Origin of the sequence: Streptomyces sp. NPDC003023, from assembly GCF_042888225.1 — a bacterium.
Classification (GTDB): domain Bacteria; phylum Actinomycetota; class Actinomycetes; order Streptomycetales; family Streptomycetaceae; genus Streptomyces.
The window spans coordinates 377652-403570 of the sequence record NZ_JBIAPL010000006.1 but is presented as its reverse complement, the minus strand read 5'-3'; the positions used below and the strand labels follow the sequence as shown (position 1 = coordinate 403570).

Below are 25919 nucleotides of genomic sequence, written 5' to 3'. Positions count from 1 at the left end.
ATCAGGCCCAGGAGGTCTGCGGGAGACGGACCTCTGCCGCCAGGACCTCCGACGACTGCCGGGCGATGGCCGCCAGCACCCGACCGGGCAGCCATCCGGGCCCCAGCAGCGAGCCGGCGGAATCCAGGACCGTCGATGTGGGGACACCGGACGACGGGGGCAGCGTCAGGAGCAACTCGGACGCGGTCGGCCGGCCCGCCGCGTCACGCGTCAGACAGCGGGAGATCAAGGGGCGCAGGGCTTCCGGGAGTTCGGCACTGTCGGGGACTGTGTGGCCGGTCGCCGCGTAGGCGAGGACCGCGCCCAGGACGTGGATGTCGCCCGGCGGACGGGGGCGCCCGCCCGCCGCGGCTTCGGGGGCCAGACTGCCCGGCTCCAGCCCGGCGATGCCGGTCCGTGCCTCGCCGTCCGGGGCCGCCGCGCGCGCCGCACCGAAGCACGACAGGCGCGGCCCGTTCCAGGCCAACAGCACGGAGGCGGGGGAGAGTCCGGCATGTGCGATGCCTGCCGCGTGCGCGCCCGCGAGGGCTTCCGCCAGTGCGGTGCCCAGCGCTCGCACGGTGTGCTCCGGCAGCGGGCCGCCGTGCACGGCCAGAGCCACCGGCAGCGGCAGCACCGGAAGATACGGGGTCGCGTACCAAGGGCTGTGCGGCGTCGGGGAGACCTCGGCGACCGGCAGCGTCCAGGGACCGTCGAGCCGGCGTGCGGCGTCCGCCTCGACGAGGAAACGTCCCGGATCGGCGCCGTCGAGCGGTGCGCTGACGAGAACCGTGCGCTCACCGTCCGGGCTGCGTGCGACGAAGCGCTGCTCGGGGACCGGTGGGAAGTCGGGGCCGGTCGGATCGAGACGGGTGATGAGGTGGTACGGGCCGATCCGGCGCGGGCCGCCCTGTCGTGGCCGTTCCGTCTGCGCTCGTTCCATCTGCGAATCCCCCTAGGCCTGACAACGCCACAGGAGCCTACCGGCGCACCGACCGCCCGCTCAGCCGCTCCCGACCAGCCACGAGCAGCAGTGGTCGGCGTCGCCCAAGTCGTGGACGCAGCAGGCCGGGTGTGGCCGGTACTGTTTCCGGGGCCTTCGAGTGTCTGTACCACTCGGTAGAGTGACGGACTGGTCTTCTGTGTTTCTCGGGGGGAGTTGCGCGATGGCGGACAACGATGACCGACTGGATGGCATGTCCGCCGACGAGCGCCAACTGCGCTCGGTGAACCCGGGCTTGGCCTCGATGCTGTACGACGCCGAGTCGATGGTGTCGTTCAAGAAGCGGGTCGATCAGCTCGTCATCGACCTGGGCGACTCTCCCGCGGCACCGGACCAGGTGGGCACGGCCTACACCAAGCGCAACCACTTCGGGGGCGGCGACGGCGCCTGGGCCGAGGCTGCGGGCCTGAACGCGTCGTACGAGCTCGTGATCGAGCGGCTCAAGGAGCTGTCCCAGCTGATGGGCGACTGCTTGGAGGGTATGGGCATCGCCGTCGTCTCCGCCAAGAACGGCTACGCCGACATCGACGACGACATCCGCCGTCGGATGCTGGCGATCCAGCACCGGACACAGCGGCACTACGACGCCGACCAGGACCCGACGGCAGAGCAGCGCCCACCTGCCGACGGCGCACCGGCGGCCCAGCCGGGCGACACGGCGGGCGCCGGCGGGCTCAAGTAGCGCTTCGGTACGAGATTTTCGGTGGACGGCAGGGGGAGGCGGCAGGAGATGGCCAACGACGGTGGCGGAGGCGGCGGAAGGGGCCGGACCCCCTTCGAGAGCATGTCCCACGAGGCGATGCTTGCCTGGCTGGACCAGGCAAGCAGCTTCCACGTCCAGGAAGCGGCCGACCGGCTGTCGGCGGCCGCGGGCGAGATCCGGAGCATCGCTCAGCAGCTGAAGTTCCGCCCCGAGCGGGTGAGGTGGGAGGGCGAGGGCTTCGAGGCGTTCGTCGAATGGGGCGCGAGCCTTGCCTCCTCGACCTTCCGGCTGGCGGACTACAGCGACGACGCGTCCAAGTGGCTCGGCCAGGCCTCCGGCGCCATCGCCCGGGCCCAGGCCGCCATCCCCCGCTACACCTCCAAGGACCAGGCCCAGGCCAACCTCGACGCGGCCAAGGCACACCACAACGACCCCGACGCGTCGACGGTGGCGTCCAAGGCGGAGGCCGCCCTGGCGGCCACCCAGGAACAGAACCGCCTGGCGGCGGCCGCCGAGATGCGCAAGCTGGCGCAGGCGTACGACCAGTCGGCGTCGCAGATGGACAACCTGGAGCAGCCGACCTTCCGACCACCACCGGCGGAGTTCGTGCCGCCGCCGGACAAGTCCGTTGGCAACCAGGACCTGTATCGCTCGGGACGCGACACCTCTGCGGGCGATGGGGCCGGTGAGTGGAAGGCCGTTTCCCCGTCTGTCTCGGGTGGCTCATCACCAGCTCAGGGGACGGCAGCGGTACGCACAAGTGGGCCTGAGGCACCTACGGGCATCACTGAGCTGAGGAAGCCCCCCGTCGCTATGGAGATCGACAGCGTCAACACGCTGCCGCCGACCCAGGCGGCCCCGTCGGTGCTCGGTCCGGTACGCCCCGAAAGCGGCCCGACGAACCCGCCGGTGAACCCGACACCGCCGCTGCCCGGTCGAGGCCCCGTCCCGCCGTCTGCGAAGCAGAGCGAAGCCGGGCGGGTGCCGAGCGTTCCTCGTGTGCCGACGCTGCCGGGGCAGCCGGCCCAACTGCCGGGACCCTCCTCTGGAGGCGCGAGGACTCCGAGGGATGGCATCTTCGGCGGACGTCCCGTGACCCACCCCTCGGGGCCCATGACCGGCATCCCACGTGGGCAGGTGATCGGCGGCGAGGGCGCCGGGCACGCCCGTCCGCCCATGGCCCACGGTGCCGGTGGCATGGGAGGAGGCATGGGATCCGGCCAAAATCGCAGCCCCGGCGGTCGGCGTTTCACGAACGAGTCCGGAGGCATCGTCGGTGGCCGTCCGGTGCAGACGGGTACGACAGGCGGCCGTCCGTCCGCCCCAATCGGTTCTGGACCGGCAGGTGGAGGAACCACGGGCACGCCTTCGCGGTCCTCCTCAAACCGTGAGAATACTGAGGGTGGCCGACCGAACTACCTCGCCGAGGACGACGAGACCTGGCAGCAGAACAGCCGTCGCGTCGTGCCACCGGTCATCGACTGAGCATCACCCGACACGAATGAAGAGGATCTCCATGCCTGCCAGCATCAATCGCCGGGTACGCACCCGAGCCGTGGCATCCACGCTCCTGGCGATGGTACTGGCAGGTATTGCGGTCACCCCGGCCCACGCCGATTCCATCCGCTCACAGCAGTGGCACCTGAACGCCATGGGGGCGGAGGAGATTTGGAAGATCAGCACCGGCAAGGGCGTGACCGTCGCCGTCATCGACACCGGCGTTGATGCCGACAACGGAGATCTCCGAGGTCGCGTCCTCAAGGGCAAGGACCTGGCCCCAGCCGAGTCCGGAGACGAGTTGACAGACTATGACGGCCACGGCACCGGGATGGCCGGCATCATCGCGGGAACTGGCAGCAGTGCAGGAGGGGATGGTGCATTCGGGCTGGCGCCCGGCGCCAAGATCCTCCCGGTTCGTATGCCGGAGGAAGAGCGGTTGGCGAACAAGGCCGAAGCGAACGAACAGTTCAACGCCGTTGCTCCGGAAGCGATTCGCTACGCCGTTGATGCAGGTGCCAAGGTCATCAATATGTCCGTGGCCGTCGACCAAGGGGCGCCGCAACTGGCGGCTGCCGTCAGGTATGCCATGGAGAAGGGTTCACTGATCTTCGCGGGTACGGGCAACGACGGTCTGAACCGGGAGATGTATCCGGCCTCGACACCAGGGGTAGTTGCCGTTGGAGCCCTGGGAAGAGACCTCAAGAGAGCGAAGTTCTCCCAGTACGGCCCGCAGGTTGACGTCTCTGCGCCAGGAGTGGACATCTTGCACGCATGTCGCAGTGGCGACATCTGCAAAGGAGAAGGCACGAGCGACGCCACCGCCATCGCCTCCGCCACCGCCGCGTTGATCTGGTCTCTGCACCCGGAGTGGACCAACAACCAGGTCCTGCGGGTCATGCTCAACACCATCAGCGGCCCGACCAGCGGCAGCAAGCGCAATGACCACATCGGTTATGGCGCACTGCGTCCTCTGCGCGCGCTGCAGACCCCGGGTGACCCCGGCCCTGCGGACGAGTACCCGCTGCCGGACTTCAGCTACGAGACCGCCAAGTCCCCGTCACTGGAGTCCTCCAGCCCTGTGGACGCCTCGGCCCAGCCACAGAGCGGACCGACTGCATCAGCCGACCCCAAGAGCACTCCGACCGTCTGGATCGCCGCCGGCATCGGTGCCGCCGCGGTCCTCGGGAGCGCCGTGGCCGTCCTCGCCGTGCGAACTCGGCGACGCAGGGCGGCCGAAGCCGCTGCGGGAACCTATGCCACGTCCCCGCCCCCAGGGAACCACTGGCCGAGCGGGCACTGACAACGCGGGCATACCAGCAGGGCCTCGGGGTGGCGGCTAGTCAGCGCGTACGAACGTGCCCTTGATGGGGACCGTGATGACGAGTTCTTGATCGCGGAGTTCACGAACGGCCCGACGGATGGTGTTGACGGCCACGCCGTACTGATCGGCAAGGTCGCGTTCGGCTGGGAGGCGTGACCCTGCGGGGAGTCGCCCAGTGCGGATCTGCTCGGCAAGGTGGTGCACGACCTGGAGATACACGTACACGTGACTCGTCGGGTCGGGCCTCCAGTCGCGGTCATCTGACATAGCTGCAAGCTAAGACGCCCTGTAGCTGCTCACCACATGCGGTAGCATCCGCATGCTTCCTATTGCTACCTAATGCTTCAGGTAGCATACTGCGGAGTGAGATCCCCGGCGAGGTGGCTAGACCTCCCGGGGCACGGTCAACGCTGAAGTGGAGCGTCAACGTGGATGACCTTATCCGCAGAATCAGGCTCTGGGTGAGCCCATTGTTGGGCCGTCGTGGCTCAGGCCGGCACCGAATCCGGCCCAAGGCGGTGCAGCGTCACGTGGACCAGGGGCGCACCGTCCCGACTGCTACTTCTCCACGTGGCGGCGTTCCGGATCGCCTCCCTGCGGCGCGTTCGCCGTATGGGCTGGAGCGGTCGATCAATGGCCAGGACACAGCCTTGGTGCGTCCTTACCTTCTGGACTTCGGGCAGCGGCAACGACGGCTGGGCCTGGCTCTGGCAACGGATTTCGGGATCGGCCCCTACGCCCGGGATCCGCGAGAGGCGGGGGCTGCCTGGTCACCGCATCGGGAGGTGCAGCCGCGTGCGACGTCTGCGGGGCTGTGGTGGACGAGGCAAGGATCAGCAACACCGGCACCCCGGGGCGCGTTGCATCTCAGCGGACGTGTCCTGCCTGCGCGCCTGAGGCGCGGCGGCCGGTTCGTATGTGCGTGCGGTGTGGCGTGGTGACTGATCGGCCGGTGATCGTGTCCGAGGTGCATGCGAACTCTGGGCCCGGGTTCAACGTGTACGCGTGTCCGCCCTGCGCGTCGCTGCTTCCGGCGGTGCCGGATGTGTACGAGTTGCTGGAAGGCTGAGGTGAAGGGCGGGGTGCCTTCCCGTGAAACGGGCAGGTACCCAACCCCGCACAGCTCAAGGAGTCGCGGGATACGCCGGCTCCGCCCGCCTGACGTTCATGCTGCGGATGGCTAGGCGGACTGGGCGTCCCCTGGACGAAACACCATGACCGTCATGCTCCCCGAGTGGCTCTATCCGCCGCGCGACAGCGGGTGGGAGTCCGACGATCTCGACCGCATCCCGAACCTGCCGCGCCACGCCGAGCTGATCGACGGAGCTTTGATCTTCATGGTGTGCCCGCAGCGGTCTTGGCACGATCGCGTCATCCGCCGCTTGACCGCAACCCTGGAAGGCCAGGCGCCCGCCGGTCACACGGTCGAGACACAGATGACGATGAAGGCACCAAGAGCGCGCGGGGATTCGGCACTTCTGGCGGATCGAGGAGGAGCACGGCATGCCTGTCGTCCACTCCTACGAGCTGGACGACACCACGCGTGCGTACGTCGCGACCGGAATCCACCGCGAGCGGGTCAAGGCCGCCGTGCCCTTCGAGCTCGACATCGATCTGGGCGGGCTCGTTCGCTGACCTGCCTGCCCACTGCGCCGCCTCTCCGTCACGGCGCGGTAGTCGGAAGGTGTGTCTGCCAGGAGTCACCTTGCCATGTGTAGCAGCAGGGGGTGTCCACCACTCAGTGGGGAGGCTCCTCCGCTGGTGGGATTTCCTTGAAACTTGGCGAACTGGGCAATCCGCCATCATTCGCGCACTCAAGATTCTTGGCCATTTCGAGAGAGACCGCGTGGATGATGGTGAGATTGGCTTGGCGGTGATGAACGCTATCTCGCCGCAGGTCACGCTCAAGCTTCAAGGAGCCCAGAATTCGCGCAGCGCTCGCCGAGGATCCCTTCAATTGCGGGCTCACGCATTCGAAATACAATTGTGCACCAATGGGCCCAGATTTCGCCTCCTTGCCCATGGCGTAAAAGCGCTGCCCGGCGGCCAACCTTCCGTCGCCGATGTCTCTGGGGGCATAGATTGAAAAGCGGATCCTCGCTGCGTGGCCGATCCCTCCCGTCCCCTTCGGATTCAGTTCACAAAACTCCTCGCTATACGTCCAGGAGCGACCGCTCGAAAATCCTTCCTTCAAGGCATCTGCGACACGATCCCTGATGCCGGCGTTCATGGAAGAGAATGAACTACTACCCATGGTGGATTCGACCGCGCGAGCGGATGCCCCTTGGAACACGCCGTCGCAGACTTCTGATGCCGCGACGTATGGGTTCTTTTTCTCCTGCTGACCTTTGCTGCACGCGACAGCCGTTGCCCCGAGCAGCAGCGCGAGCGCTATGGGCAACGCCCAACGGTTTCGTGGCACTGGCCTCACGTCTCCTATGTACGTTCTCTAATGTTCCGTCAGGCTACAGGGCTGTTTCCCTGCTGATTCTCGCGATCGTTTCCTGTTCCGTAACCGATTCGCATAGATTCCTTCAGGTCCATGCCGAGGTTGCTGTTGTGGTCTATGTCGTGGTAGCGCATGAACCTCTGCATGGGGGCCTCCGCGGCCCCTTCACCAGCGGAGAATACGGCTCTTCTTTCCGCGCTAGTGAGATCTTCAATCTTCTGCTTGTGTTCTCCGACAGACTTGTCCGACTCGTCGCCGATAGCCTGGCCGATGAACTGGCCGACGGCACCACTGGCCGTGTCGGTGGCCAGCGGGATGAGTACGACAGCTGCGCCCGCAGCGGCTGTTACGGGAAGAAAAGCGATGCCGGCTGCCAGTGCTGTGGTGGCACCGAAGTTCACCCAAGCGTTCCGTTTGGCAACAGCCTTCTCGTATTCTTCATGAACCTTGAGATTCGTGGCCTCGACTTGGTCGGCGCGCGATTGGTCCAACATCCCCTGCACCTCCGCTCCCGTGTGGACAGCAGATCGAAGGGCTCCCTCATCGATTCCTCCGCTTTTGTCGACCTGGTTTTCAAGTACGCTGGTCGTATAGACCTCATTCGCCTTGGATACGGTCGCGTAGGCGTCTGGATGCTGCCCCAACGTGCTGAGTAGTTGCCGGGCTTCATCCTGCGTCAATTTCGCGTGGGCCTCGATGTTTTCCGTAGGTGCATAAACACTCCCCGGCTCCCCGGCTTCCAGAGCCCAGGTGATGTCGTTGATGTACCCGGCGCTCATGTTGCCGATGCTGTCCGCAAGTGCTTCCTGGTGCCTGAGCAGGCCAGGATCCAGCGCGTACTTCTCCACGACGTTTGACATGACCTGGGCTGTGGAAGCGTCTCTTACGGGATGAGGGCTGGGGTCATCCCATGGATAGCCGAGCGCTGCCGCCTCGAGGGCGTGGCCAAGTGCGTCCGGCATAAAATTGGCCGAGTTCTTGATTTCACTCTGGATCGAGACGTCGATATCATGGAACGACTTCCACTTGTCGTTCCCGAAGAAGTCGAGGTAGCTGCTGACTTGGGTGCCGTTTTTATATTTGCCGAGGTCCGCAGTTGCATCCTTGTTCACAGTGCCGTCTTCGTTGTATGCGGTCGGCGTGTCCGTGAAGAAGCGCTTCGCGGCATCGGGGCTGTGACCCAGGGCCTCCAGCATGGAGATGACGGGGTCGTAACCTGACCCGTTGAGGCCGGAAGGGTTGAACGGGTCTCTCGCGCTGTTGTTGACGGCCTTGTTCTCGGAGAACAAGTGAGGGGTCTTCTGGTGCAGTTGAGCCACATGTTCCGCGATGGGATTCAGGAACTTTGCGTCGTAGTTCCCGTAACGCATGATTCCGCCGAGCAGTTGGTAGCCGAAGGGGCCAGTGCCCGGCGGGTCCTGCCGGGAGAGTGAGATGCGCTCGGTGCCGAGCTTTCGTAGCTCCGGACCCCACTCTGCGGTGAACTTCGAGTCGTGAGATGCCGTGGCCAGGGTGAGGCCGAGGTTCTTCTGGAGAGCCTGAACATCTTTCAGACGCTCCTTGTCCAGCTTCCCATAGTGGTACGTGTCCGTCGACAGCTGTCCGAAGAACGCGAGCGACTTCTCCGGGCCGAGCTTCTCGTAGAAGTTCTTGGCGAACTCAGGCGACTTGGCGTTGTCGTGCAGCAGGTCATTGAGAGCCTGGAGTTCGGTGTGTGTCAGGTCGCTCCCCTTGCCGGCCAGCGCCGCGGCCCGTGCGGCCTCCTCGGCGTCGAGGCTCTTGTACTTGGGGGCGGTGAAGTTGTGCGCGTCCTTGACGTTCGCGGCGAGGGCGCGCTTCAGGGAGTCGTCGGCGTCCGAGCAGTCCTCGACGATTCTGTCCACTTTTCGCTGCCAGGCGGCCACGGCTTGCTCCTGTTTGCGCAGTGCGTCCGCATAGCCGGGATCGTGGCGTGCCGCCGTGTCGGTCTGCAGGTCGTGCCGGGGTCGGACCTTGCCGCTCGCGTCCACGTGGATGCCCGCGGCCGGTCCCTCCTCGTCCCGGATCCTGATGAGTGCGTCCCTGGCGGCCTTGAACGATGTGTGCGCGTCCGCCAGGAGCAGCTTGATGCCCCTGGCCTGGGCCTCCGCGTCGTCGAACTCCTTGGCCGTCTTGGTGATGAAAGGCTTGGTGACACCTGCGTTCAGGCCTCGCCAGTCGGCCTTGTCCGACTTGGCCTTCATGCCCCGCCGGGCGTCTTCCGCCAGCTTCTCCAGCTTGGTGAGCATCTGGGACCAGTCGTCGGCGGCTTCCTTGAACTTGGTGACGGGCGCGTCGACGACGTCCTCGTACTTCAGCATCGTGTGCTTCCTCCAGGGACTACTTGAAGTATTCGCTGATCTTGGAGACCGCGGTCAGGTCGCCGCCGATGCCTGCGTCGTCCTTCGCGTGCGCCGCCTTCGAGTAGTCGAGGTGGTTGGAGATCTGCGCGCATGCGTCGAGCAGGGTCCGCAGCTGCGTGTTCCAGCGGTCGTGAACCTTCAGCAGTTCCGCGCCGCTGGTGAAGTTCCCGTTCGTCAGCGCTGTCGCCGCCGCGAACGTCGAGGCGCGGGCGTGGTCGCCGTCCCGGGTCAGCCGCCCGTGCAGGACGTACGCGTCGTGCCCGACCGCGCCGAGCTCGTCGGAGTTCACCTTCAGTTCCGCGGCACCGCGGTGGGCGCCGGCCTCCGGGTCGGCCATGCCGATCCCCTCCACCCGTCGTCCCGGCCTCTTCGGTGCCGGGGGCGACCACACCGTAACGGTGCGCTACAGGGCGATCGGCGCGTCTCAGCCGCTTCGCGAGCCGCCTCGCGCGCCGCCTTGGCGGCGGGGGAGCGACAGGGTAGGACGACGGCCGCCCCTCGTCGTGAGGGGCGGCCGCCCTGTGTGGAGGCCGCGATCGGATTCGAACCGATGTAACTCGAGTTGCAGTCGAGCCCCTGAGCCTCTCGGGCACACGGCCGTGCGTTCCAACTCCTTGAAGATAGGGCGGACTTGAGGTGAAGCTCAAGGGTTCGACCAGGGCTGGAAACAGGTTGACCGTATGCCGCTGTTCAAGGTCGTACGACCGAAGGACCGGCCCGGATCCGACTTGCGACAGGGTCCATCCCACGGCTTGCCCCTTACTCTTGTGGGCATGACCGCCCTCGAACCGCGTGACGCCGAGGCCCCGCGGCGCCCCGCGCCGGCACCCGAGAACGACGACCCGCCCGGCCGGCACGGCGGCGTCCTCGGACGCGACCACCGGGCCCTCAGCATCGGCATCGTCTCCGTCGTCCTCCTCATCGCCTTCGAGGCCACCGCCGTCGGTACGGCCATGCCGGTGGCCGCCCGTGAGCTGAACGGCATCCCCCTCTACGCCTTCGCGTTCTCCGCGTACTTCACCACCAGCCTCTTCGGCATGGTCGTCGCCGGGCAGTGGGCGGACCGCCGCGGGCCGCTCGGCGCTCTCGCCTTCGGGATGAGCGCGTTCGCCGCGGGCCTGATGCTGGCGGGGACCGCGGCCGCCATGTGGGTGTTCGTGCTCGGGCGGGCCGTTCAGGGACTGGGCGGCGGACTGGTCATCGTCGCGTTGTACGTCGTCGTCAGCCGCGCGTATCCCCGGCGCCTGCAACCCGCGATCATGGCGGCGTTCGCGGCGAGCTGGGTGATCCCGTCCGTCGTCGGACCGCTCGCGGCCGGGACCGTCACCGAGCAACTCGGCTGGCGATGGGTGTTCATCGGCATCCCCGTGCTGGTCGTGCTGCCACTGGCGCTCGCCCTGCCCGCGATCCGCCGCACGGCCTCCGGACCCGCCGACCCGTCGGCGCCCGTGCCGCCGTTCGACCGGCGACGCATCCGGCTGGCCTTCGGCATCTCGCTCGGCGCCGCTTTCCTCCAGTACGCCGGCCAGGACCTGCGCTGGCTCTCCCTCCTGCCCGCGGCCGTCGGCGCGCTGCTCCTCGTACCGTCCGCGCTGGGCCTGCTGCCGGAGGGGACGTACCGGGCGGCACGCGGACTGCCGTCCGTGGTCCTGCTGCGGGGCGTCGCCGCCGGGTCCTTCATCGCGGCGGAGTCCTTCGTACCGCTGATGCTGGTCACCCAGCGGGGACTCTCCCCGACCATGGCCGGCCTGTCACTGGCGGTCGGCGGCGCGACATGGGCGCTGGGCTCGTACGTACAGTCCCGGCCGCGGACCGAGCCGTACCGCGAACGTCTCGTCGTGCTCGGCATGCTGCTGGTCGCGGCGGCGATCGTGACCGCGCCGAGCGTGCTGATCGAGGCGGTGCCGGCCTGGACCGTCGCGGTCGCGTGGGCGTTCGGCTGCTTCGGAATGGGGCTGGTGATCGGCTCGACGAGCGTGCTGCTCCTGAAGCTGTCCGCGCCAGAGGAGGCGGGCGCGAACTCGGCCGCCCTGCAGATCTCGGACGCGCTGTCGAACGTGCTGCTGCTGGCGGCGGGCGGTGCGGCGTTCGCCGCGCTGGGCGGCGGCGTGGTGGGAGCGGGCCACGTCGTGGCCGACGGTGCGTCCGGCTCGCACCCGGTCGCGTTCGCGGCGGTGTTCCTGCCGATGGCGGGCGTGGCACTGGTCGGGGCATGGGTGGCGACACGACTGAAGGCCAAAACCGGGTGAAGCGCCCCGCCGAAGGTCCATAGGGTCGTGCCATGCGAACCACCCGCGACCACGTCGTCACGCTCACCGAGCCCGAGCACCAGGAGTTCCAGGACCTCGCGGACGCACGCGGGACGACTCCCGAGGCGCTGCTCCACGAGGCCGCGCGCCGCTTCCTGCACGCCGAGCGCGAGCTCGTCCGCACCCTGGCCGCCCGCTACGCGGCAGACCATGCCGAGCTGCTGAGGAGGCTGGGGGAGTGACACGCCACCTCACCGTCGCCGACGTGACCGCCGTGGCGGCGCTCGCCTTCGGCGGCACGCCGCCCGAGCTGCGCACCCCCGGACTGCTCGAGTCCGCCGTCCACCGGCCCCGGGCCCGGATGTTCGGAGTGTCCGCCTACGAGGACGTCTGCGAACAGGCCGGCGCGCTGCTGCACGCGCTGGCGGCGAACCACCCGTTCGTCGACGGGAACAAGCGCACGGCCTGGCTCGGCGCGGTCGTCTTCCTCGCGCTCAACGGGGTCGATCTCGCACGGGCCGACCAGGACCGCGCGTACGACCTCGTGGTCTCCGTCGCCGCCGGACGGATCGCGGACCCCGCCGTGATCGGCAGTGCACTGCGCGCGTTGTGACCCCGGTCGCATACCTCGCGAGGCGGGCCCGTCAGGCCCGTAGGACAACCGGGCCACCGGTAGGGTGGCCCGGTTGTCTTACGTATCGACCCCGTACGCAGCGACCCGCACCCGAGAGCCAGCGAACCGGAGACCGTGACTACTACCGCCTCCCACCACCTCTCACCCGCCTTCCCCGGCCGCGCCCCTTGGGGTACCGCCAACAAGCTGCGCGCCTGGCAGCAGGGCGCCATGGAGAAGTACGTCCAGGAGCAGCCGCGCGACTTCCTCGCCGTCGCCACCCCCGGCGCCGGCAAGACGACGTTCGCGCTGACCCTCGCCTCCTGGCTGCTCCACCACCACGTCGTGCAGCAGATCACCGTCGTCGCGCCGACCGAGCACCTCAAGAAGCAGTGGGCCGCGGCGGCCGCGCGGATAGGCATCAAGCTGGACCCGGACTACAGCGCGGGCCCGCTGAGCAAGGAGTACCACGGGGTCGCCGTCACCTACGCCGGAGTCGGCGTACGCCCCATGCTGCACCGCAATCGCTGCGAGCAGCGCAAGACCCTCGTCATCCTCGACGAGATCCACCACGCCGGTGACTCCAAGTCGTGGGGCGAGGCATGTCTCGAGGCGTTCGAGCCGGCGACCCGGCGGCTCGCCCTCACCGGCACCCCCTTCCGCTCGGACACCAACCCGATCCCCTTCGTCACGTACGAGGAGGGCAACGACGGCATCCGCCGTTCCTCCGCCGACTACACCTACGGCTACGGCAACGCCCTCGGCGACGGTGTCGTCCGGCCCGTCATCTTCCTCTCCTACAGCGGCAACATGCGCTGGCGCACCAAGGCCGGCGACGAGATCGCGGCACGCCTCGGCGAGCCGATGACCAAGGACGCGATCTCACAGGCCTGGCGCACCGCGCTCGACCCCCGCGGCGACTGGATGCCGAACGTGCTGCGCGCCGCCGACCAGCGGCTCACCGAGGTGCGCAAGGGCATCCCGGACGCGGGCGGCCTCGTCATCGCCTCCGACCAGGACTCGGCCCGCGCGTACGCCAAACTGATCCGCGAGATCACCGGCACCAAGGCGACCGTCGTGCTGTCCGACGAGGCGGCCGCGTCCAAGCGGATCGAGGAGTTCAGCGAGGACGGCTCCCGCTGGATGGTCGCGGTCCGGATGGTGTCGGAAGGCGTCGACGTGCCACGCCTCGCCGTCGGCGTGTACGCGACGACGATCTCGACACCCCTGTTCTTCGCCCAGGCCGTGGGCCGCTTCGTACGATCCCGGCGGCGCGGCGAGACCGCATCCGTCTTCCTGCCCACCATCCCCAATCTCCTCGGCTTCGCCACCGAGATGGAGGTCGAGCGCGACCACGTCCTCGACAAACCCAAGAAGGACGGCGAAGAGGACCCCTACGCCGAGTCCGAGAAGGAGATGGCGGAGGCGGAGAAGGAGCAGGACGAGGACACCGGCGAGCAGGACATGCTCCCCTTCGAGGCCCTCGAGTCCGACGCCGTCTTCGACCGTGTCCTCTACGACGGTGCCGAATTCGGCATGCAGGCTCACCCCGGCAGCGAGGAGGAGCAGGACTACCTCGGCATCCCCGGGCTCCTCGAACCCGACCAGGTGCAGCTCCTCCTCCAGAAGCGGCAGGCGCGCCAGATCGCGCACAGCCGCAAGAAGCCCGACGACGAGGCCGACCTCCTCGAACTCCCCGCCGAACGGCGCCCGGTCGTCTCCCACAAGGAACTCCTCGAGCTGCGCAAGCAGTTGAACACCATGGTCGGCGCCTACGTGCACCAGAGCGGCAAACCGCACGGCGTCATCCACACCGAGCTGCGCAGGGTGTGCGGCGGGCCGCCCAGCGCGGAGGCGACGGCGGGGCAGATCCGGGAGCGGATCAAGAAGGTCCAGGAGTGGGCCACGCGTATGCGCTGACGTGCGCCTGCGCGTCATACGGGGAGCAATGACCCATCACCGGCGGCCCGACGCCCGGATTCTGGACGAGGGCTTCCGCTGAGCGGTGCCGCTCGCTAATGTCCCCGCAATACAAACGCCCCGTGGCAGCGCCGCCGCGGAGCGCAGTCGGTGTGCCATGGCCTGCCGGCGGCCTCTGGGTGCGTCGCCGATGGGACCGGTGCCGCGGCAACCCCTTCGGAGGACCGCCGTCACTCACTCCGAAGGAGAGGGCGTCGTGACCGCGGAGACCTCCCAGACGCTCGACAGGGGACTACGTGTCCTCAAGCTGCTCGCCGATACCGACCACGGTCTGACCGTCACCGAGTTGTCCAACAAACTCGGCGTCAACCGCACCGTCGTCTACCGCCTGCTCGCCACGCTCGAACAGCACGCCCTCGTCCGTCGTGACCTCGGCGGTCGCGCCAGGGTCGGCCTCGGCGTGCTGCGACTCGGCCGCCAGGTGCACCCGCTCGTCCGCGAGGCGGCGATGCCCGCGCTGCGCTCGCTCGCCGAGGACATAGGGGCCACGGCCCATCTCACCCTGGTCGACGGAGCCGAAGCGCTCGCCGTGGCCGTCGTCGAACCGACGTGGACGGACTACCACGTCGCCTACCGGGCCGGTTTCCGGCATCCGCTGGACCGTGGCGCGGCCGGCAAGGCGATCCTCGCCGCGCGCCAGGGCAAGAGCACGGAGCCCGACTACACCCTCACCCATGGAGAGCTCGAGGCAGGCGCGAGCGGCGCGGCGGCGGCGCTGGTAGGGGTCACGGGCATAGAGGGAAGCGTCGGTGTGGTGATGCTGGCGGACTCCGTGCCGGAACGAGTCGGCCCGCGCGTGATCGACGCGGCTCGCGAGGTAGCGGACGCGCTTCGCTGACGCGCCTCCGGGCGTTGCCCGGTTGTTCGCGTCTCCGGCCGGGCCCGGTCGTGTTGCTTGGTGTCCGGGTGCCGCTGCCGGGCGGGGCCCGGTTTTGCGTGTCTCGGGCGTGGCCTGGTCCGTGTTGCTTGGTGTCCGGGTGCCGCTCCGGGGGCATGTCCGGGACTGCTTTCCCGAACCTGCCTCCCCCTAGGCTCACGACGCCTTACGTCCCGAACACGCCCCCTGCGCGTCCCCCTCCCCCCTGCCCGCGCCCTTCGCCCCCGCCGGTGGGCCGGTGAAGGCGCGTGCCTTGTACCCCCCGCGGCGGTTGCTACCGCCGGCGTGACGGGAGCCGATGGGCGGGAGCGGGACCCACCTTCCGGACAGTGCACGGGCCGTGGGAACGACCAGAACTGGCACGGGGCTTACCGGGCGGGAGGGGGGCGGGGGCGGAGGAGGGGGGTGAGCGGACGTAGAGCGTCGTAAGCCTAGGGAGAGGCAGGCTCGGGAAAGCAGTCCGCGATCCCCCCTCCGCAGCCACCGACCCCCGCACCACCCACACGCCCCACCGCGCCCCAAGGGCGCGCACCGCGGCCACCGACCCCCGCACCCACCCACAACCGCCAGGAACAACCGCGCCCCAAGGGCGCGCACGGCCGGCCCGGATACATTGGCACCGTGCTCTCCAGTCTTTCGCGCCCCCGCGCCCTCGCCGTTTGCGCCCTGCCCGTCGTCGCGCTGGTCGCCCTCGCCGGGTTCGCGCCCCTGCCGTTCGTCGTGGCCCAGCCCGGGATGACCGCGGATGTGCTCGGCAAGGACCAGGGCACGCCGGTGATCACGATCTCCGGAGTGCCGACCCGTGAGACGGAGGGGGCGCTGCGGATGACGACGATCGTCGCGACCGGCCCTGCCGCCGACGTGGATCTCGGCGACGTCGCGGACGGCTGGTTCCGCGGCGACCGGGCCGTGCTGCCGCGCGACGCCGTCTATCCGGCGGGCAAGTCGGAGAAGGAGATCGAGCGGCACAACGTGGCGGACATGGAGGAGTCGCAGGATGTCGCCACACGCGCGGCGCTCGCGTATCTCGGCGAGGACCCGGCCAAGGTGAAGGTGTCGCTGCATCTCGCCGACGTGGGCGGGCCGAGTGCCGGACTGCTGTTCTCCCTCGGCATCATCGACAAGCTCGAAGGGGACGGCGCCGGTGGTGATCTCACCGGCGGACGCAGCATCGCGGGCACGGGCACGATCAGCGCCGACGGGAAGGTCGGAGCGGTCGGCGGGGTGTCGCTGAAGACCCAGGCGGCCAGTCGCGACGGGGCGACCGTCTTCCTGGTTCCCGAGGACGAGTGCTCCGACGCGCAGGCGGAGCTGCCCGAGGGCATGCGCCTGATCCCGGTGACGACCCTCAAGGGCGCGGTGGACTCGCTGCGTTCACTGGAGCAGGGCGGGAAGGTCCCGAGCTGCTGACGTCGGGGTGCTCGCCCCGCCCCGCGTCCATCTCGCGCCAGCTCGGGAACACCGCGGGCGCGAGCGTCGTGACGAAGTACAGCCCGCCGATCGTGAGCAGTGCCGCCGCCAGGCCGGCCTGTTCGATGATGTAGCCGGCCGCCAGGCCCCCCAGGGGGGTGGTCATCAGCACGCCGGCCGTGGTCGCGCTCGCGACCCGGCTGCGCAGGTGTTCCGGTACCCGCTCGTACATGACCGTGGTCAGGATCGGGTTGAGCATTCCGGCGGCCAGCCCGCCCGCCGCCATCGTCACGGCCAGCGGCACCGTGCCGTCGACGAGCGCGGCGACCACGAACCGTGGCAGTCCGCAGATCAGGAACGCGGCGGTGAACAGCACTCGTCGCCGGAAGCGGTGCCCGACCGCGGCGTAGAGCAGGGCCCCGAGGAGTGCGCAGCCGCCGAAGACGGCGACCAGCAGGCCGAGGTCGCGCGCGCCGCCCAGGTTCTCCTTGGCGTGTACGGGCAGCAGGACCGAACTCCAGCCCTGGTCGAGGCCGTTGGTGACCATCACCATCAGTACGACGCCCAGCAGCAGCCGGGTGCGCAGCAGGAACGCGTATCCCTCGCGCAGTTCGCCCCGGTACGCGGTGAAGGAGACGGGCGTGGCGTTCCGGGTCGGCTCGGCCGCGCCGACCCGGCGCAGTCCCACCGCGATGAGCAGGGCGGACCCGCAGAAGGTCACGGCGTCGATCAGCAGTACCGCTTCCGCGCCGATCAGTGCGATGAGCAGGCCGGCGAGGGTCGCTCCGGCCATGCGAGCGCCGCGCGAGACGGCGTCGAAAAGACTCGCGGCGCGTGACAGCGGGGTCCCGGCCAGTTCGGCGAGGTCGGGTATGAGCACGTAGCGGGAGGTCTCGCCGGGCGCGTGGAAGAGGCCGGTGACGGCCATGAGCGCGCACAGCATCCAGAAGCGGAGCGCTCCCGCGTAGTGCAGCAGCGGGATCGCGGCGAGGGCGAGGGCGCACACGAGGTCGGTGGCCATGCTGACCCGCCGCCGCCCGAGCCGGTCGATGATCGGGCCGCCGGCGACGGCGGAGACGACGACCGGCAGGGTCGCGCAGAAGGCGACAAGGCCGGCCTTGCCCGGGCTGCCCGTGGTCTGGAGAGCGAACCAGGGGACGCCGATGAGAGTGAGTGAGTTGCCGGTGATCGAAACGGCGTTGGCCGCCAGGACGGCGGCGAGCGGCCCCCGCCGCGCCGTCTTCGTTCCCCCCTGGCCGCTCATGCGAGGCGGGCGACGCGGTCGGCGCTCAGGCAGGGCTGCCGCAGCAGCCGGAGCCCCAGCGCCACTAAGGCCGACCCCAGTCGGACGCGCAGTCGTTCGCGCGGCACCTGACGGGTGGCGGCCGCGCGCAGTTCGTCCGCGTCCTGCGCGTGGAGCATCAGATGAATGTCGGAGTGCACGACAGCGTGTCCTCTCAGTCGGTGGAGCGCGGGAAGGCGTGCGTGTGCAGGCGGACCTGGGCGGCGCCCTCGGTGCCCGCCGGAGGCTGGACGTCGCGGTAGCCCTCGATGAGCTCGTGGATCTTCTCGTTGAGCTCGAAGGTCTGCTCCGCGGTCAGGTACAGCGTGAAGTCGCTGAGGTCGGAGCCGCGCCGCCACTCCTTGGGCCAGTCCCGCATGGAGCCCAGCCAGGTGGCGACCTCCTGGGTGTGCATGGTCGCGTGTTCGTGGAGGAACAGGTCGGCCGCGCCGCGCACCGCCGGATCGGGGTCGGTGTAGAGGGATTCGTCGAAGAGCGTCCCGTCGCCGGAGGCCTTCCACCATCGCTCCCGGCCCTTGCCGCGCTCCGGGTCGTCCTCGACGAAGCCGTGGGCCGCGAGCTGGCGCAGGTGGTAGCTGGTGGCGCCGCTGGACTCGCCGAGTTTCTCGGCGAGCCGGGAAGCCGTCGCGGGTCCGTCCTGACGGAGGGTCTGGAGCAGCCGCATCCGCAGTGGGTGGGCAAGGCCGCGCAGTGATCGCGGATCCAGTGCCTGGAGCCTGCGCGGTTGGGAGGCGGCCGGGCCCTGTTCCTCGTTCTCGGTCATGCATGCAAAGGTAGCGTTGCAAAGAGTACGTTGCAACGCTTTTTTGCAACCACTTCTTTGCGAGTGGTCTCAGGTGCTCCGCGAGTCCTCCGCCGCCTGCTCCACCAGCGGGATGATCCGCAGCGGTACCGGGTTCTCCATGACGATCGCCGTCGACGCCCGCATGATCCCCTCGAAGCCGACCACCCGGTCGATGACCCGCTGCAGATCGGCGTTGGACCGGGCGACCAGCCGGCAGAGCATGTCCCCGTGCCCGGTGGTGGTGTGCAGTTCGAGCACCTCGGGAACGGTCGCCAGGTGCGCCCGCACGTCGGCGCCCTGCCCCTGCTTGATCTCCAGCGTCGCGAACGCCGTCACCGGATAGCCGAGCGCGGCCGGGTCCACGTCCGGCCCGAAACCCCTGATGACCCCCTGCGACTGCAGCCGGTCCATCCGGGCCTGCACCGTCCCGCGCGCCACTCCGAGCCGCCGCGACGCCTCCAGTACGCCGATCCTCGGCTCACGTGCCAGCAGCACGATGAGCCGCCCGTCCAGATGATCGATCGCCATGGCGCCCTCCCGATGGTCATCCTGTACACAACGTCCGGCGAATGCCGACCCAGGCTGGGCAGATTGCCCAGTCGGAACACAAACTATTGCGCACCTTGTGGATCGGCGGGAGCCTTCCCGTATGACTGAGACCATCGATCACACGCCCGACACCGCCCGGCAGGCCGATCCCTTCCCGGTGAAGGGAATGGACGCGGTCGTCTTCGCCGTCGGCAACGCCAAGCAGGCCGCCCACTACTACTCCACGGCCTTCGGCATGAAGCTCGTCGCGTACTCCGGACCGGAGAACGGCAGCCGCGAGACCGCGAGTTACGTCCTCACCAACGGTGCCGCCCGCTTCGTCCTCACCTCCGTGATCAAGGCGTCCACCGACTGGGGCTACTTCCTCGCCGACCACGTCGCCGCCCACGGCGACGGCGTCGTCGACCTGGCCATCGAGGTGCCCGACGCCCGCAAGGCGTACGCGTACGCCGTCGAGCACGGCGCCACCGGCATCACCGAGCCGTACGAGGTCAAGGACGAGCACGGCACCGTCGTGATGGCCGCCATCGCCACGTACGGCAAGACCCGCCACACCCTCGTCGAGCGCGGCGGTTACGACGGCCCGTACCTCCCCGGCTTCGTCAGCGCCTCCCCGATCGTCGAGCCGCCGGCCAAGCGCACCTTCCAGGCCATCGACCACTGCGTGGGCAACGTCGAACTCGGCCGGATGAACGAGTGGGTCGGGTTCTACAACAAGGTCATGGGCTTCACCAACATGAAGGAGTTCGTGGGCGACGACATCGCCACCGAGTACTCCGCCCTCATGTCGAAGGTCGTCGCCGACGGCACGCTCAAGGTGAAGTTCCCGATCAACGAGCCGGCGATCGCGAAGAAGAAGTCGCAGATCGACGAGTACCTCGAGTTCTACGGCGGCGCCGGCGTCCAGCACATCGCGCTCGCCACGAACGACATCGTCGCCACCGTCCGCTCGATGCGCGCCGCGGGTGTCCAGTTCCTCGACACCCCCGACTCGTACTACGACACCCTCGGCGAGTGGGCCGGCGAGACCCGGGTGCCGGTCGAGACGCTGCGCGAGCTGAAGATCCTCGTCGACCGCGACGAGGACGGCTACCTGCTGCAGATCTTCACCAAGCCGGTCCAGGACCGCCCCACGGTCTTCTTCGAGATGATCGAGCGACACGGTTCGATGGGCTTCGGCAAGGGCAACTTCAAGGCGCTCTTCGAGGCGATCGAGCGCGAGCAGGAGAAGCGCGGAAACCTCTGACGCTCGCCCCTGCCACCGCCGCGGCCCCACGGACCTGACCCGGGGGGCCGCGGCCACGTCTTGTTGCTCCCGGCTTCCCCGGGCCGCTTCTGCTCCCGGTTTCCCCGGGCCGCTTCTGCTCCCGGTTTCCCCGGGCCGCTTCTGCTCCCGGTTTCCCCGGGCCGCTTCTGCTTCCGGTTTCCCCGGCCGCTTCGCCGCGACCGGTCAGCCGTCGGCGGCCCCCGTCACGCCACCTCGGCCGCTCGTGGTCGTTGCAGGCGTGGCGGTCGCCGAGCGCTGCACGGGCCGCAGTTGCGGGCCGGGCCGCGCCGCGGCCGGAGTCTGTGACGCGGCCGTGAGAGCGGAGCCCGCCGGGGCCGGAGAGGACGACGGCGACGACAACGGCGACCGGGAGGCGGCGGCCGACGCAGACGGCGACGCGGAAGCCGCATCCGACGCAGCCGCGTCCGAGGACTCCGAAGGCGCCTGTGGCTCGATGGGCGACGGCCCGTCACCCATCACATCCGCCGGCCCGCCCGCCGCCGGCTCACCGAGCGCCTCCCGCGCCTGCCGCGCCGACGACGCCAGCAGCGGCGAGAAGTTCGGATTCGTCCGCAGCGCCTCGTCCAGATGACGCCGGGCCGGACCGTAGTCGCCGAGCGTGCGCTCGATCTCACCGCGGTGGTACGAGAACAGCGCGCTGCGCAGCCCCTGCTCGGTGGCGAGCTCCGCGAACGGCAGCGCGTCCTTCGGCCGGCCCGCCTTGTACAGCGCCCACCCCATCGCGTCGGCGACGTGCACGCTGCGGTGACCGCGGCGCCATTCCCCCTGCAGCCGGCGCACCGCGGCGTCCGGGTTCCCGTGGTCCGCCTCGTAGCGCGCCAGCACCAGGTCGCCGTCGACACCGTGCTCACCGGCCCGGGTGATCTGCTCCCGCATCAGCTGGTACCGGGTCGCGGCGTCACCGCTCAGCCCCAGCGACTCGTACAACTCGCCGGACTCCAGCGCGTACTCGGGCAGCGGCCCCTTCGCCAGCGCGGAACGGTAGTCGCGCAGCGCCTCGTCCGTGCGGCCCAGCGCCGCCAGCGCCCGGGCCCGGCCGGCCAGCGCCCGGTGGCTCTCCGGCACGGCCTTCAGCGCCTTGGTGCAGAGCTCCACCGCTTCCGCGGCCTCGCCCCGCTCCCAGGCCAGTTCAGCCTCGCGGTGCAGGGCGACGGCCTTCTCCACGGGCGTGCGCGAGTTCGCGGTCGCGCCGTACGCCAGTGCCGCCGCGTCCTCGCGCCAGCCCTTGTTCCAGTAGACCCGCGCCTCCCGCCCCTGCACCTGCGGCCCGGTCTGCAGTTGCAGCAGCTGGTCCATGGCCTTCCCCGCGGCCGCGTACTCGCCGAGCCCGTTGTACGCGTCGATCAGCGCCGGATACACCGCCCAGCGCTTCGGCTTCTGCTTCCTGGCCTGCTCGGCGTGGCCGCGCGCGGCGGCGAAGTCGTACCGGGCGTTGGCCAGCTCCGCCATCCCCACCAGCGCGCCGACGTTGCCCTTGGCGGCCGGCACCGCGCTCAGCGACCGCTTCAGCGCGCGGTCCGCCTTCGGGTAGTACGCGGTGTCCCCGAGCCGGGTGCCGCGCTCCACGTACGCGGAGCCGAGCACCGCCCACGACTCGTGGTCGTCGGGGTGGGCGCGTACGAAGCGCTCCCGGTCGCGGATCAGCGCGTCCAGATCCGCGAGCGAGGCCGGCGCACCGGTGTCGGCGGCGGCCATCGCCCTGGCCGCGGGACCGGGGGCGGGCGGCGGCGCGTCCTCCCCCCAACCGGGCGCGAGCACGATCACCCCGGTGACCAGTGTCGCGCCGACCAGCGTGCTGACAGCGGCGTTCTTCAGGGTTTCGCTCTTCATGGCGCTCACTGTGCGGCAGCGCACAGCCGATACGAAGAACACACTCTGACCCGCGCGGCGGAACGCAGACGGGTTCACACCGATGGCCCCCGGTGCGACGCTTGGGATCATGGACGATCTCCTCGATCGGCTGCGCGCCGGTCTGCCCGCCGAAGCCCTCATCACCGACCCGGACGTCACCGCGTCGTACGGCAACGACATGGCGAGCTTCTGCGCGGCGGGCACTCCCGCCGTCGTGGTGCTGCCGCGGACCGTCGAACAGGTGCAGCACGTCATGCGCACCGCCACCCTGCTGCGGGTGCCGGTCGTGCCGCAGGGCGCCCGTACCGGCCTGTCGGGCGCGGCCAACGCGTCCGACGGCTGCATCGTGCTTTCACTGACGAAGATGGACCGGATCCTGGAGATCAGCCCGGTCGACCGGATCGCCGTCGTCGAGCCCGGCGTCGTCAACGCCGTGCTGTCGCGCGCCGTGGGCGAGCACGGCCTGTACTACCCGCCGGACCCCTCCAGCTGGGAGATGTGCACGATCGGCGGCAACATCGGCACCGCGTCCGGCGGCCTGTGCTGTGTCAAGTACGGGGTGACGGCGGAGTACGTCCTCGGTCTGAAGGTCGTACTCGCCGACGGACGGCTGCTGAACACCGGCCGGCGCACCGCCAAGGGGGTCGCGGGATACGACCTGACCCGGCTGTTCGTCGGCTCGGAGGGCAGCCTCGGCGTCGTCGTCGAAGCGGTCCTGGCACTACGGCCGCAGCCACCGGCGCAGCTGGTGCTGGCCGCCGAGTTCCCTTCCGCGGCCACCGCCTGCGACGCCGTCTGCGCGATCATGGAACGCGGCCACACCCCGTCGCTGCTCGAGATCATGGACCGCACCACCGTCCGGGCGGTCAACGAACTGGCCAACATGGGCCTGCCGGAGACGACGGAGGCCCTCCTTCTCGCCGCCTTCGACACGCCCGAGCCCGCGGCCGACCTCGCGGCCGTCGGGGCGCTGTGCGAGGCCGCCGGGGCGAGCGAGGTGGTGCCCGCGGACACCGTCGCCGAGTCCGAACTGCTGCTGCAGGCCCGCCGTATGTCGCTGACGGCCCTGGAGACCGTCAAGTCGGCGACGATGATCGACGACGTCTGCGTACCGCGCTCGAAGCTCGGCGCCATGATCGACGGGACGGCCGCGATCGCGGAGAAGTACGACCTGACCATCGGCGTCTGCGCACACGCCGGTGACGGCAACACCCACCCCGTCGTCTGCTTCGACCACCAGGACCCCGACGAGTCGCGGCGTGCCCGCGAATCCTTCGACGAGATCATGGCGCTCGGCCTCGAACTGGGGGGCACCATCACCGGCGAACACGGGGTCGGCGTGCTGAAGAAGGACTGGCTGGCCCGTGAACTCGGCCCGGTGAGCCTGGAGTTGCAGCGCGGCATCAAGCAGACCTTCGACCCGCTCGGCATCCTCAATCCCGGCAAGCTCTTCTGAACCGGATCGGTCAGACATCGCCGTCCTGCTGGTCCCCGGAGGAACCGTGCGTGCGCAGTTCGTCCGCCCCGGCCGGGGCCAGCAGCTCGGCCAGGGCCGCGTCGATGCCGAGCACCTCCGACTCCGTGCCCGGCGGGACGATCCGCAGAGTCCGCTCCAGCCAGGCCGACACCACTGTGGACGACGCCTCGAGCAGAGCATCGCCGTCGGGCGAGCTCAGCGCGATCAGGACGACGCTGCGGCCCTCGTTCTTCGATGGCCAGACCCGTACGTCTCCGCTGCCCGACGGCCTGAACACGCCCTCGACCAGCAGCTCGCGGGCGAACGTCCAGGCGACCGGGTGGTCGGATCCGACGTGGAAGACGACGTGCACGGCGTAGGGGTCCTCCGTGCGGTAGGCCAGCCGTGCGGGTACGGGGATGCTGCGCTCGGGTGACAGCACCAGCTTCAGCTCGAGCTCGCGTTCCACCACCGTGTACATGGTTCTTCCCTCTCTGTATGCCTTGTCCGGCGGCCCGGTGAGCGGGCCTCACAGGAAGAGAGCGGCTTTCTCCGGTGCCATTACGCGTCTTTCCCCAATAACTTTCCGTAACCGCGCCATGACCGAAAAGTGGACGGTACGGCAGGACGGGCCCAGGGGCACGCGTGGGTCTGATAGATGTGGTGCCTTGTATTGAGGCCTCGAGGAGATACGGGACCACGGTGATGAGCGCCCCAACCCCGGCGACCGGCGACAGCAGCCCCACGCCCGGCTACTACCCGGATCCGTCCATCCCCGGATATGTCCGTTACTGGAACGGCGCGGCGTGGGTGCCGGGCACGAGCCGTCCCGCCCCCAAGACGGGCGAGGCGATGCCCACGCCGCCCCGGTCGGAGGCGCCCCCGGCGCCCGCCGCGGCGGCCCCCGCCCCGGCCGCCCCCTCCGTGGAGGAGACCGGGCCGGTCTTCCTCGACGAGGAGCCGTCGGACGAGCCGTCCCGCCCCGAACCCGCCACCGTGTGGCAGGCCGACGTCGCGCGCCAGGCCGGCTTCGGCGGCGATCTCGACAACCGGGTGTCCTGGGGCGGCGATCCGCGCACCCCCGACCGGCCGGCGGCCGCTGAGACACCGTCCGATCCGCGTCGGCCCGCCGCCCCCGCGGCACCGGCCGACCCGACCGGCGGCAGGCTGCCCGGTGTCCGCTCCGTGGGCCCGCAGGCAACCGAACCGCCCGCGGGGGAGGCGGCCGTGGGAGCCGGCGCCGCGCGGCCGGTTGCGGGCGACGGTCCCGGGCGCCGCACGCCGAGGCCCCAGCAGCCGGTGGAGAACACCGTCACCATCCGGGCCCAGCGGCCGGGGCAGGCCGAGGGCACCATGACGATGCGCGCCCTCGGCGGGGCCGCCGGCGCGCAGCCGTCCACCCCCGAGCGGCAGACTCCGCAGCCGTCGGCCCCGCAGCCGTCGGCCCCGCATCAGGCCGCCCCGCAGCAGCCCCCGGCGAACCGTTCCACGGCCTATCAGCCCCCGGCCCAGGCTCAGCCCCAGCCGCCCCAGCAGGCCGTGCCGCCCCGGCAGCAGGTGCCCGCACAGTCCCAGCCGCCGGTGACCAGCAGCGCCGGTGGCGGCGCGGCGTCCTGGGCGCAGCAGGTCCACCAGCTCGCCCAGGCACCGGCCGCCGGTGAGGGCGAGCCGGTCCTGCCGTGGAAGCCGCCGGTCAACGACCCGTTCCTGGCCGCCGCCCAGGCCCAGGCGGCAGCCAGGCCGGCCGGGCTCGGCAGGCGTCTGGCCGCCCGTTTGATCGACACCGTGCTCCTCGGCGCCCTCGTCGGCGCGGTCGCCGTGCCGGTCCTCACGCAGACCCGCGCACACATCGACGGCAAGATCGAGGCCGCGAAACTCTCCGGCGAGACGGTGACGGTCTGGCTGCTCGACGGCACCACCGCGACCCACCTCGGCATCGTCCTCGGCGCGCTGCTCGTGCTCGGCGTGCTGTACGAGTCGCTGCCGACCGCCAAGTGGGGCCGCACGCTCGGCAAGAAGGTCTGCGGCCTCAAGGTGCTGGGCATCGAGTCGCACGAACCGCCCCCCTTCGGCGCCGCGCTGCGCCGCTGGCTCCTCTACAGCGTCCTGGGCGTACTCGTGATCGGTGTGTTCAATGTGCTGTGGTGCCTGTTCGACCGCCCGTGGCGGCAGTGCTGGCACGACAAGGCGGCGCACACGTTCGTGACCGGCTGACCCGTCGGC

At 69.8% G+C, this 25919-nt stretch carries 23 protein-coding genes, 1 tRNA gene and 1 pseudogene; 13 read left to right on the top strand and 12 right to left on the bottom strand.

Translation table 11 applies throughout. The annotated features are described in order from the left end of the window. Window position 1 precedes the first annotated feature (1 nt). Window positions 2-922: a serine/threonine protein kinase gene (locus ACFYV1_RS22125; protein WP_389397229.1), complete on the bottom strand. Its 921-nt coding sequence runs from the start codon at window positions 920-922 to the stop codon at window positions 2-4. A gap of 223 nt (window positions 923-1145) precedes the next feature. On the opposite strand from ACFYV1_RS22125, the gene ACFYV1_RS22120 reads away from it, so the two are divergent. From ACFYV1_RS22120 to mycP, 3 genes are read left to right on the top strand one after another with little or no spacing between them, the layout of a single operon-like run. Continuing rightward, entirely contained in the window at window positions 1146-1664 is a 519-nt protein-coding gene (locus tag ACFYV1_RS22120) for a hypothetical protein (protein WP_389397228.1), read from the top strand. 48 nt (window positions 1665-1712) lie between these two features. Further along, window positions 1713-3170, top strand: coding sequence for a WXG100 family type VII secretion target (locus ACFYV1_RS22115; protein ID WP_389397227.1), 1458 nt, complete (start codon window positions 1713-1715; stop codon window positions 3168-3170). 31 nt (window positions 3171-3201) lie between these two features. Continuing rightward, the gene (gene mycP, locus ACFYV1_RS22110; protein ID WP_389397226.1) at window positions 3202-4485 is read left to right on the top strand and encodes a type VII secretion-associated serine protease mycosin; all 1284 of its coding nucleotides are present in this window, start codon (window positions 3202-3204) and stop codon (window positions 4483-4485) included. A 36-nt stretch (window positions 4486-4521) separates the two neighbouring features. Here the strand turns inward: mycP and ACFYV1_RS22105 are convergent, their stop codons facing one another. Next, window positions 4522-4773, bottom strand: coding sequence for a GntR family transcriptional regulator (locus ACFYV1_RS22105; protein ID WP_389397225.1), 252 nt, complete (start codon window positions 4771-4773; stop codon window positions 4522-4524). A gap of 947 nt (window positions 4774-5720) precedes the next feature. On the opposite strand from ACFYV1_RS22105, the pseudogene ACFYV1_RS22100 reads away from it, so the two are divergent. Next, window positions 5721-6141: pseudogene (locus ACFYV1_RS22100) on the top strand (Uma2 family endonuclease). A 103-nt stretch (window positions 6142-6244) separates the two neighbouring features. On the opposite strand, the gene ACFYV1_RS22095 reads toward ACFYV1_RS22100, so the two are convergent. From ACFYV1_RS22095 to ACFYV1_RS22080, 4 genes are all read right to left on the bottom strand, one after another. Beyond that, on the bottom strand, window positions 6245-6907 hold the full coding sequence (locus ACFYV1_RS22095) for a hypothetical protein (protein WP_389397224.1): 663 nt from the start codon (window positions 6905-6907) through the stop codon (window positions 6245-6247). A 59-nt stretch (window positions 6908-6966) separates the two neighbouring features. Continuing rightward, window positions 6967-9294 (bottom strand): hypothetical protein, encoded by a 2328-nt coding sequence (locus ACFYV1_RS22090; protein WP_389397223.1) that lies wholly within the window; start codon window positions 9292-9294, stop codon window positions 6967-6969. 19 nt (window positions 9295-9313) lie between these two features. Then, a complete protein-coding gene (locus tag ACFYV1_RS22085) occupies window positions 9314-9673 on the bottom strand; it encodes a hypothetical protein (RefSeq protein WP_389397222.1) in 360 nt (119 codons plus the stop codon). A gap of 187 nt (window positions 9674-9860) precedes the next feature. Continuing rightward, window positions 9861-9935 (bottom strand) — tRNA-Cys (locus tag ACFYV1_RS22080). 174 nt (window positions 9936-10109) lie between these two features. Between ACFYV1_RS22080 and ACFYV1_RS22075 the strand changes: the two genes are divergently transcribed. From ACFYV1_RS22075 to ACFYV1_RS22050, 6 genes are all read left to right on the top strand, one after another. Further along, a complete protein-coding gene (locus tag ACFYV1_RS22075) occupies window positions 10110-11585 on the top strand; it encodes an MFS transporter (protein ID WP_389397221.1) in 1476 nt (491 codons plus the stop codon). 32 nt (window positions 11586-11617) lie between these two features. Beyond that, the gene (locus tag ACFYV1_RS22070; RefSeq protein ID WP_389397220.1) at window positions 11618-11827 is read left to right on the top strand and encodes a hypothetical protein; all 210 of its coding nucleotides are present in this window, start codon (window positions 11618-11620) and stop codon (window positions 11825-11827) included. Next, window positions 11824-12198, top strand: coding sequence for a type II toxin-antitoxin system death-on-curing family toxin (locus tag ACFYV1_RS22065; protein WP_389397219.1), 375 nt, complete (start codon window positions 11824-11826; stop codon window positions 12196-12198). Before ACFYV1_RS22070 ends, ACFYV1_RS22065 begins: the two co-directional genes overlap by 4 nt. Before the next feature lie 135 nt (window positions 12199-12333). Next, window positions 12334-14118, top strand: a complete 1785-nt coding sequence (locus ACFYV1_RS22060; RefSeq protein ID WP_389397218.1) for a DEAD/DEAH box helicase — start codon at window positions 12334-12336, stop codon at window positions 14116-14118. 256 nt (window positions 14119-14374) lie between these two features. Next, window positions 14375-15016, top strand: a complete 642-nt coding sequence (locus ACFYV1_RS22055; protein ID WP_389397217.1) for an IclR family transcriptional regulator — start codon at window positions 14375-14377, stop codon at window positions 15014-15016. 660 nt (window positions 15017-15676) lie between these two features. Next, the gene (locus tag ACFYV1_RS22050; protein ID WP_389397216.1) at window positions 15677-16465 is read left to right on the top strand and encodes a PDZ domain-containing protein; all 789 of its coding nucleotides are present in this window, start codon (window positions 15677-15679) and stop codon (window positions 16463-16465) included. Here the strand turns inward: ACFYV1_RS22050 and ACFYV1_RS22045 are convergent. From ACFYV1_RS22045 to ACFYV1_RS22030, 4 genes are all read right to left on the bottom strand, one after another. Further along, complete coding sequence (locus ACFYV1_RS22045; protein WP_389397215.1) at window positions 16404-17729, bottom strand: MFS transporter; 1326 nt, start codon at window positions 17727-17729, stop codon at window positions 16404-16406. The genes ACFYV1_RS22050 and ACFYV1_RS22045 overlap by 62 nt on opposite strands. Beyond that, window positions 17726-17908, bottom strand: a complete 183-nt coding sequence (locus tag ACFYV1_RS22040; protein ID WP_389397214.1) for a hypothetical protein — start codon at window positions 17906-17908, stop codon at window positions 17726-17728. The genes ACFYV1_RS22045 and ACFYV1_RS22040 overlap by 4 nt, the downstream gene beginning before the upstream one ends. Before the next feature lie 14 nt (window positions 17909-17922). Beyond that, a complete protein-coding gene (locus ACFYV1_RS22035) occupies window positions 17923-18531 on the bottom strand; it encodes an ArsR/SmtB family transcription factor (protein ID WP_389397213.1) in 609 nt (202 codons plus the stop codon). Window positions 18532-18600: 69 nt separating this feature from the next. Continuing rightward, a complete protein-coding gene (locus ACFYV1_RS22030) occupies window positions 18601-19080 on the bottom strand; it encodes an Lrp/AsnC family transcriptional regulator (RefSeq protein WP_389397212.1) in 480 nt (159 codons plus the stop codon). 121 nt (window positions 19081-19201) lie between these two features. Between ACFYV1_RS22030 and hppD the strand changes: the two genes are divergently transcribed. Further along, entirely contained in the window at window positions 19202-20347 is a 1146-nt protein-coding gene (gene hppD / locus ACFYV1_RS22025) for a 4-hydroxyphenylpyruvate dioxygenase (RefSeq protein WP_389397211.1), read from the top strand. A gap of 204 nt (window positions 20348-20551) precedes the next feature. On the opposite strand, the gene ACFYV1_RS22020 is transcribed toward hppD, so the two are convergent. Next, entirely contained in the window at window positions 20552-22219 is a 1668-nt protein-coding gene (locus ACFYV1_RS22020; protein ID WP_389397210.1) for a tetratricopeptide repeat protein, read from the bottom strand. Window positions 22220-22328: 109 nt separating this feature from the next. Between ACFYV1_RS22020 and ACFYV1_RS22015 the strand changes: the two genes are divergently transcribed. Beyond that, entirely contained in the window at window positions 22329-23696 is a 1368-nt protein-coding gene (locus tag ACFYV1_RS22015; protein WP_389397209.1) for an FAD-binding oxidoreductase, read from the top strand. Window positions 23697-23706: 10 nt separating this feature from the next. Here ACFYV1_RS22015 and ACFYV1_RS22010 read toward each other — a convergent pair whose 3' ends face one another. After that, window positions 23707-24177 carry an SsgA family sporulation/cell division regulator gene (locus ACFYV1_RS22010; protein WP_389397208.1) on the bottom strand — a complete coding sequence of 157 codons (471 nt, stop codon included), beginning with the start codon at window positions 24175-24177 and terminating at the stop codon, window positions 23707-23709. A 224-nt stretch (window positions 24178-24401) separates the two neighbouring features. Here ACFYV1_RS22010 and ACFYV1_RS22005 point away from each other — a divergent pair, with 224 nt between their 5' ends. Further along, complete coding sequence (locus ACFYV1_RS22005; protein WP_389397207.1) at window positions 24402-25910, top strand: RDD family protein; 1509 nt, start codon at window positions 24402-24404, stop codon at window positions 25908-25910. The last annotated feature ends 9 nt before the right edge of the window (window positions 25911-25919 follow it).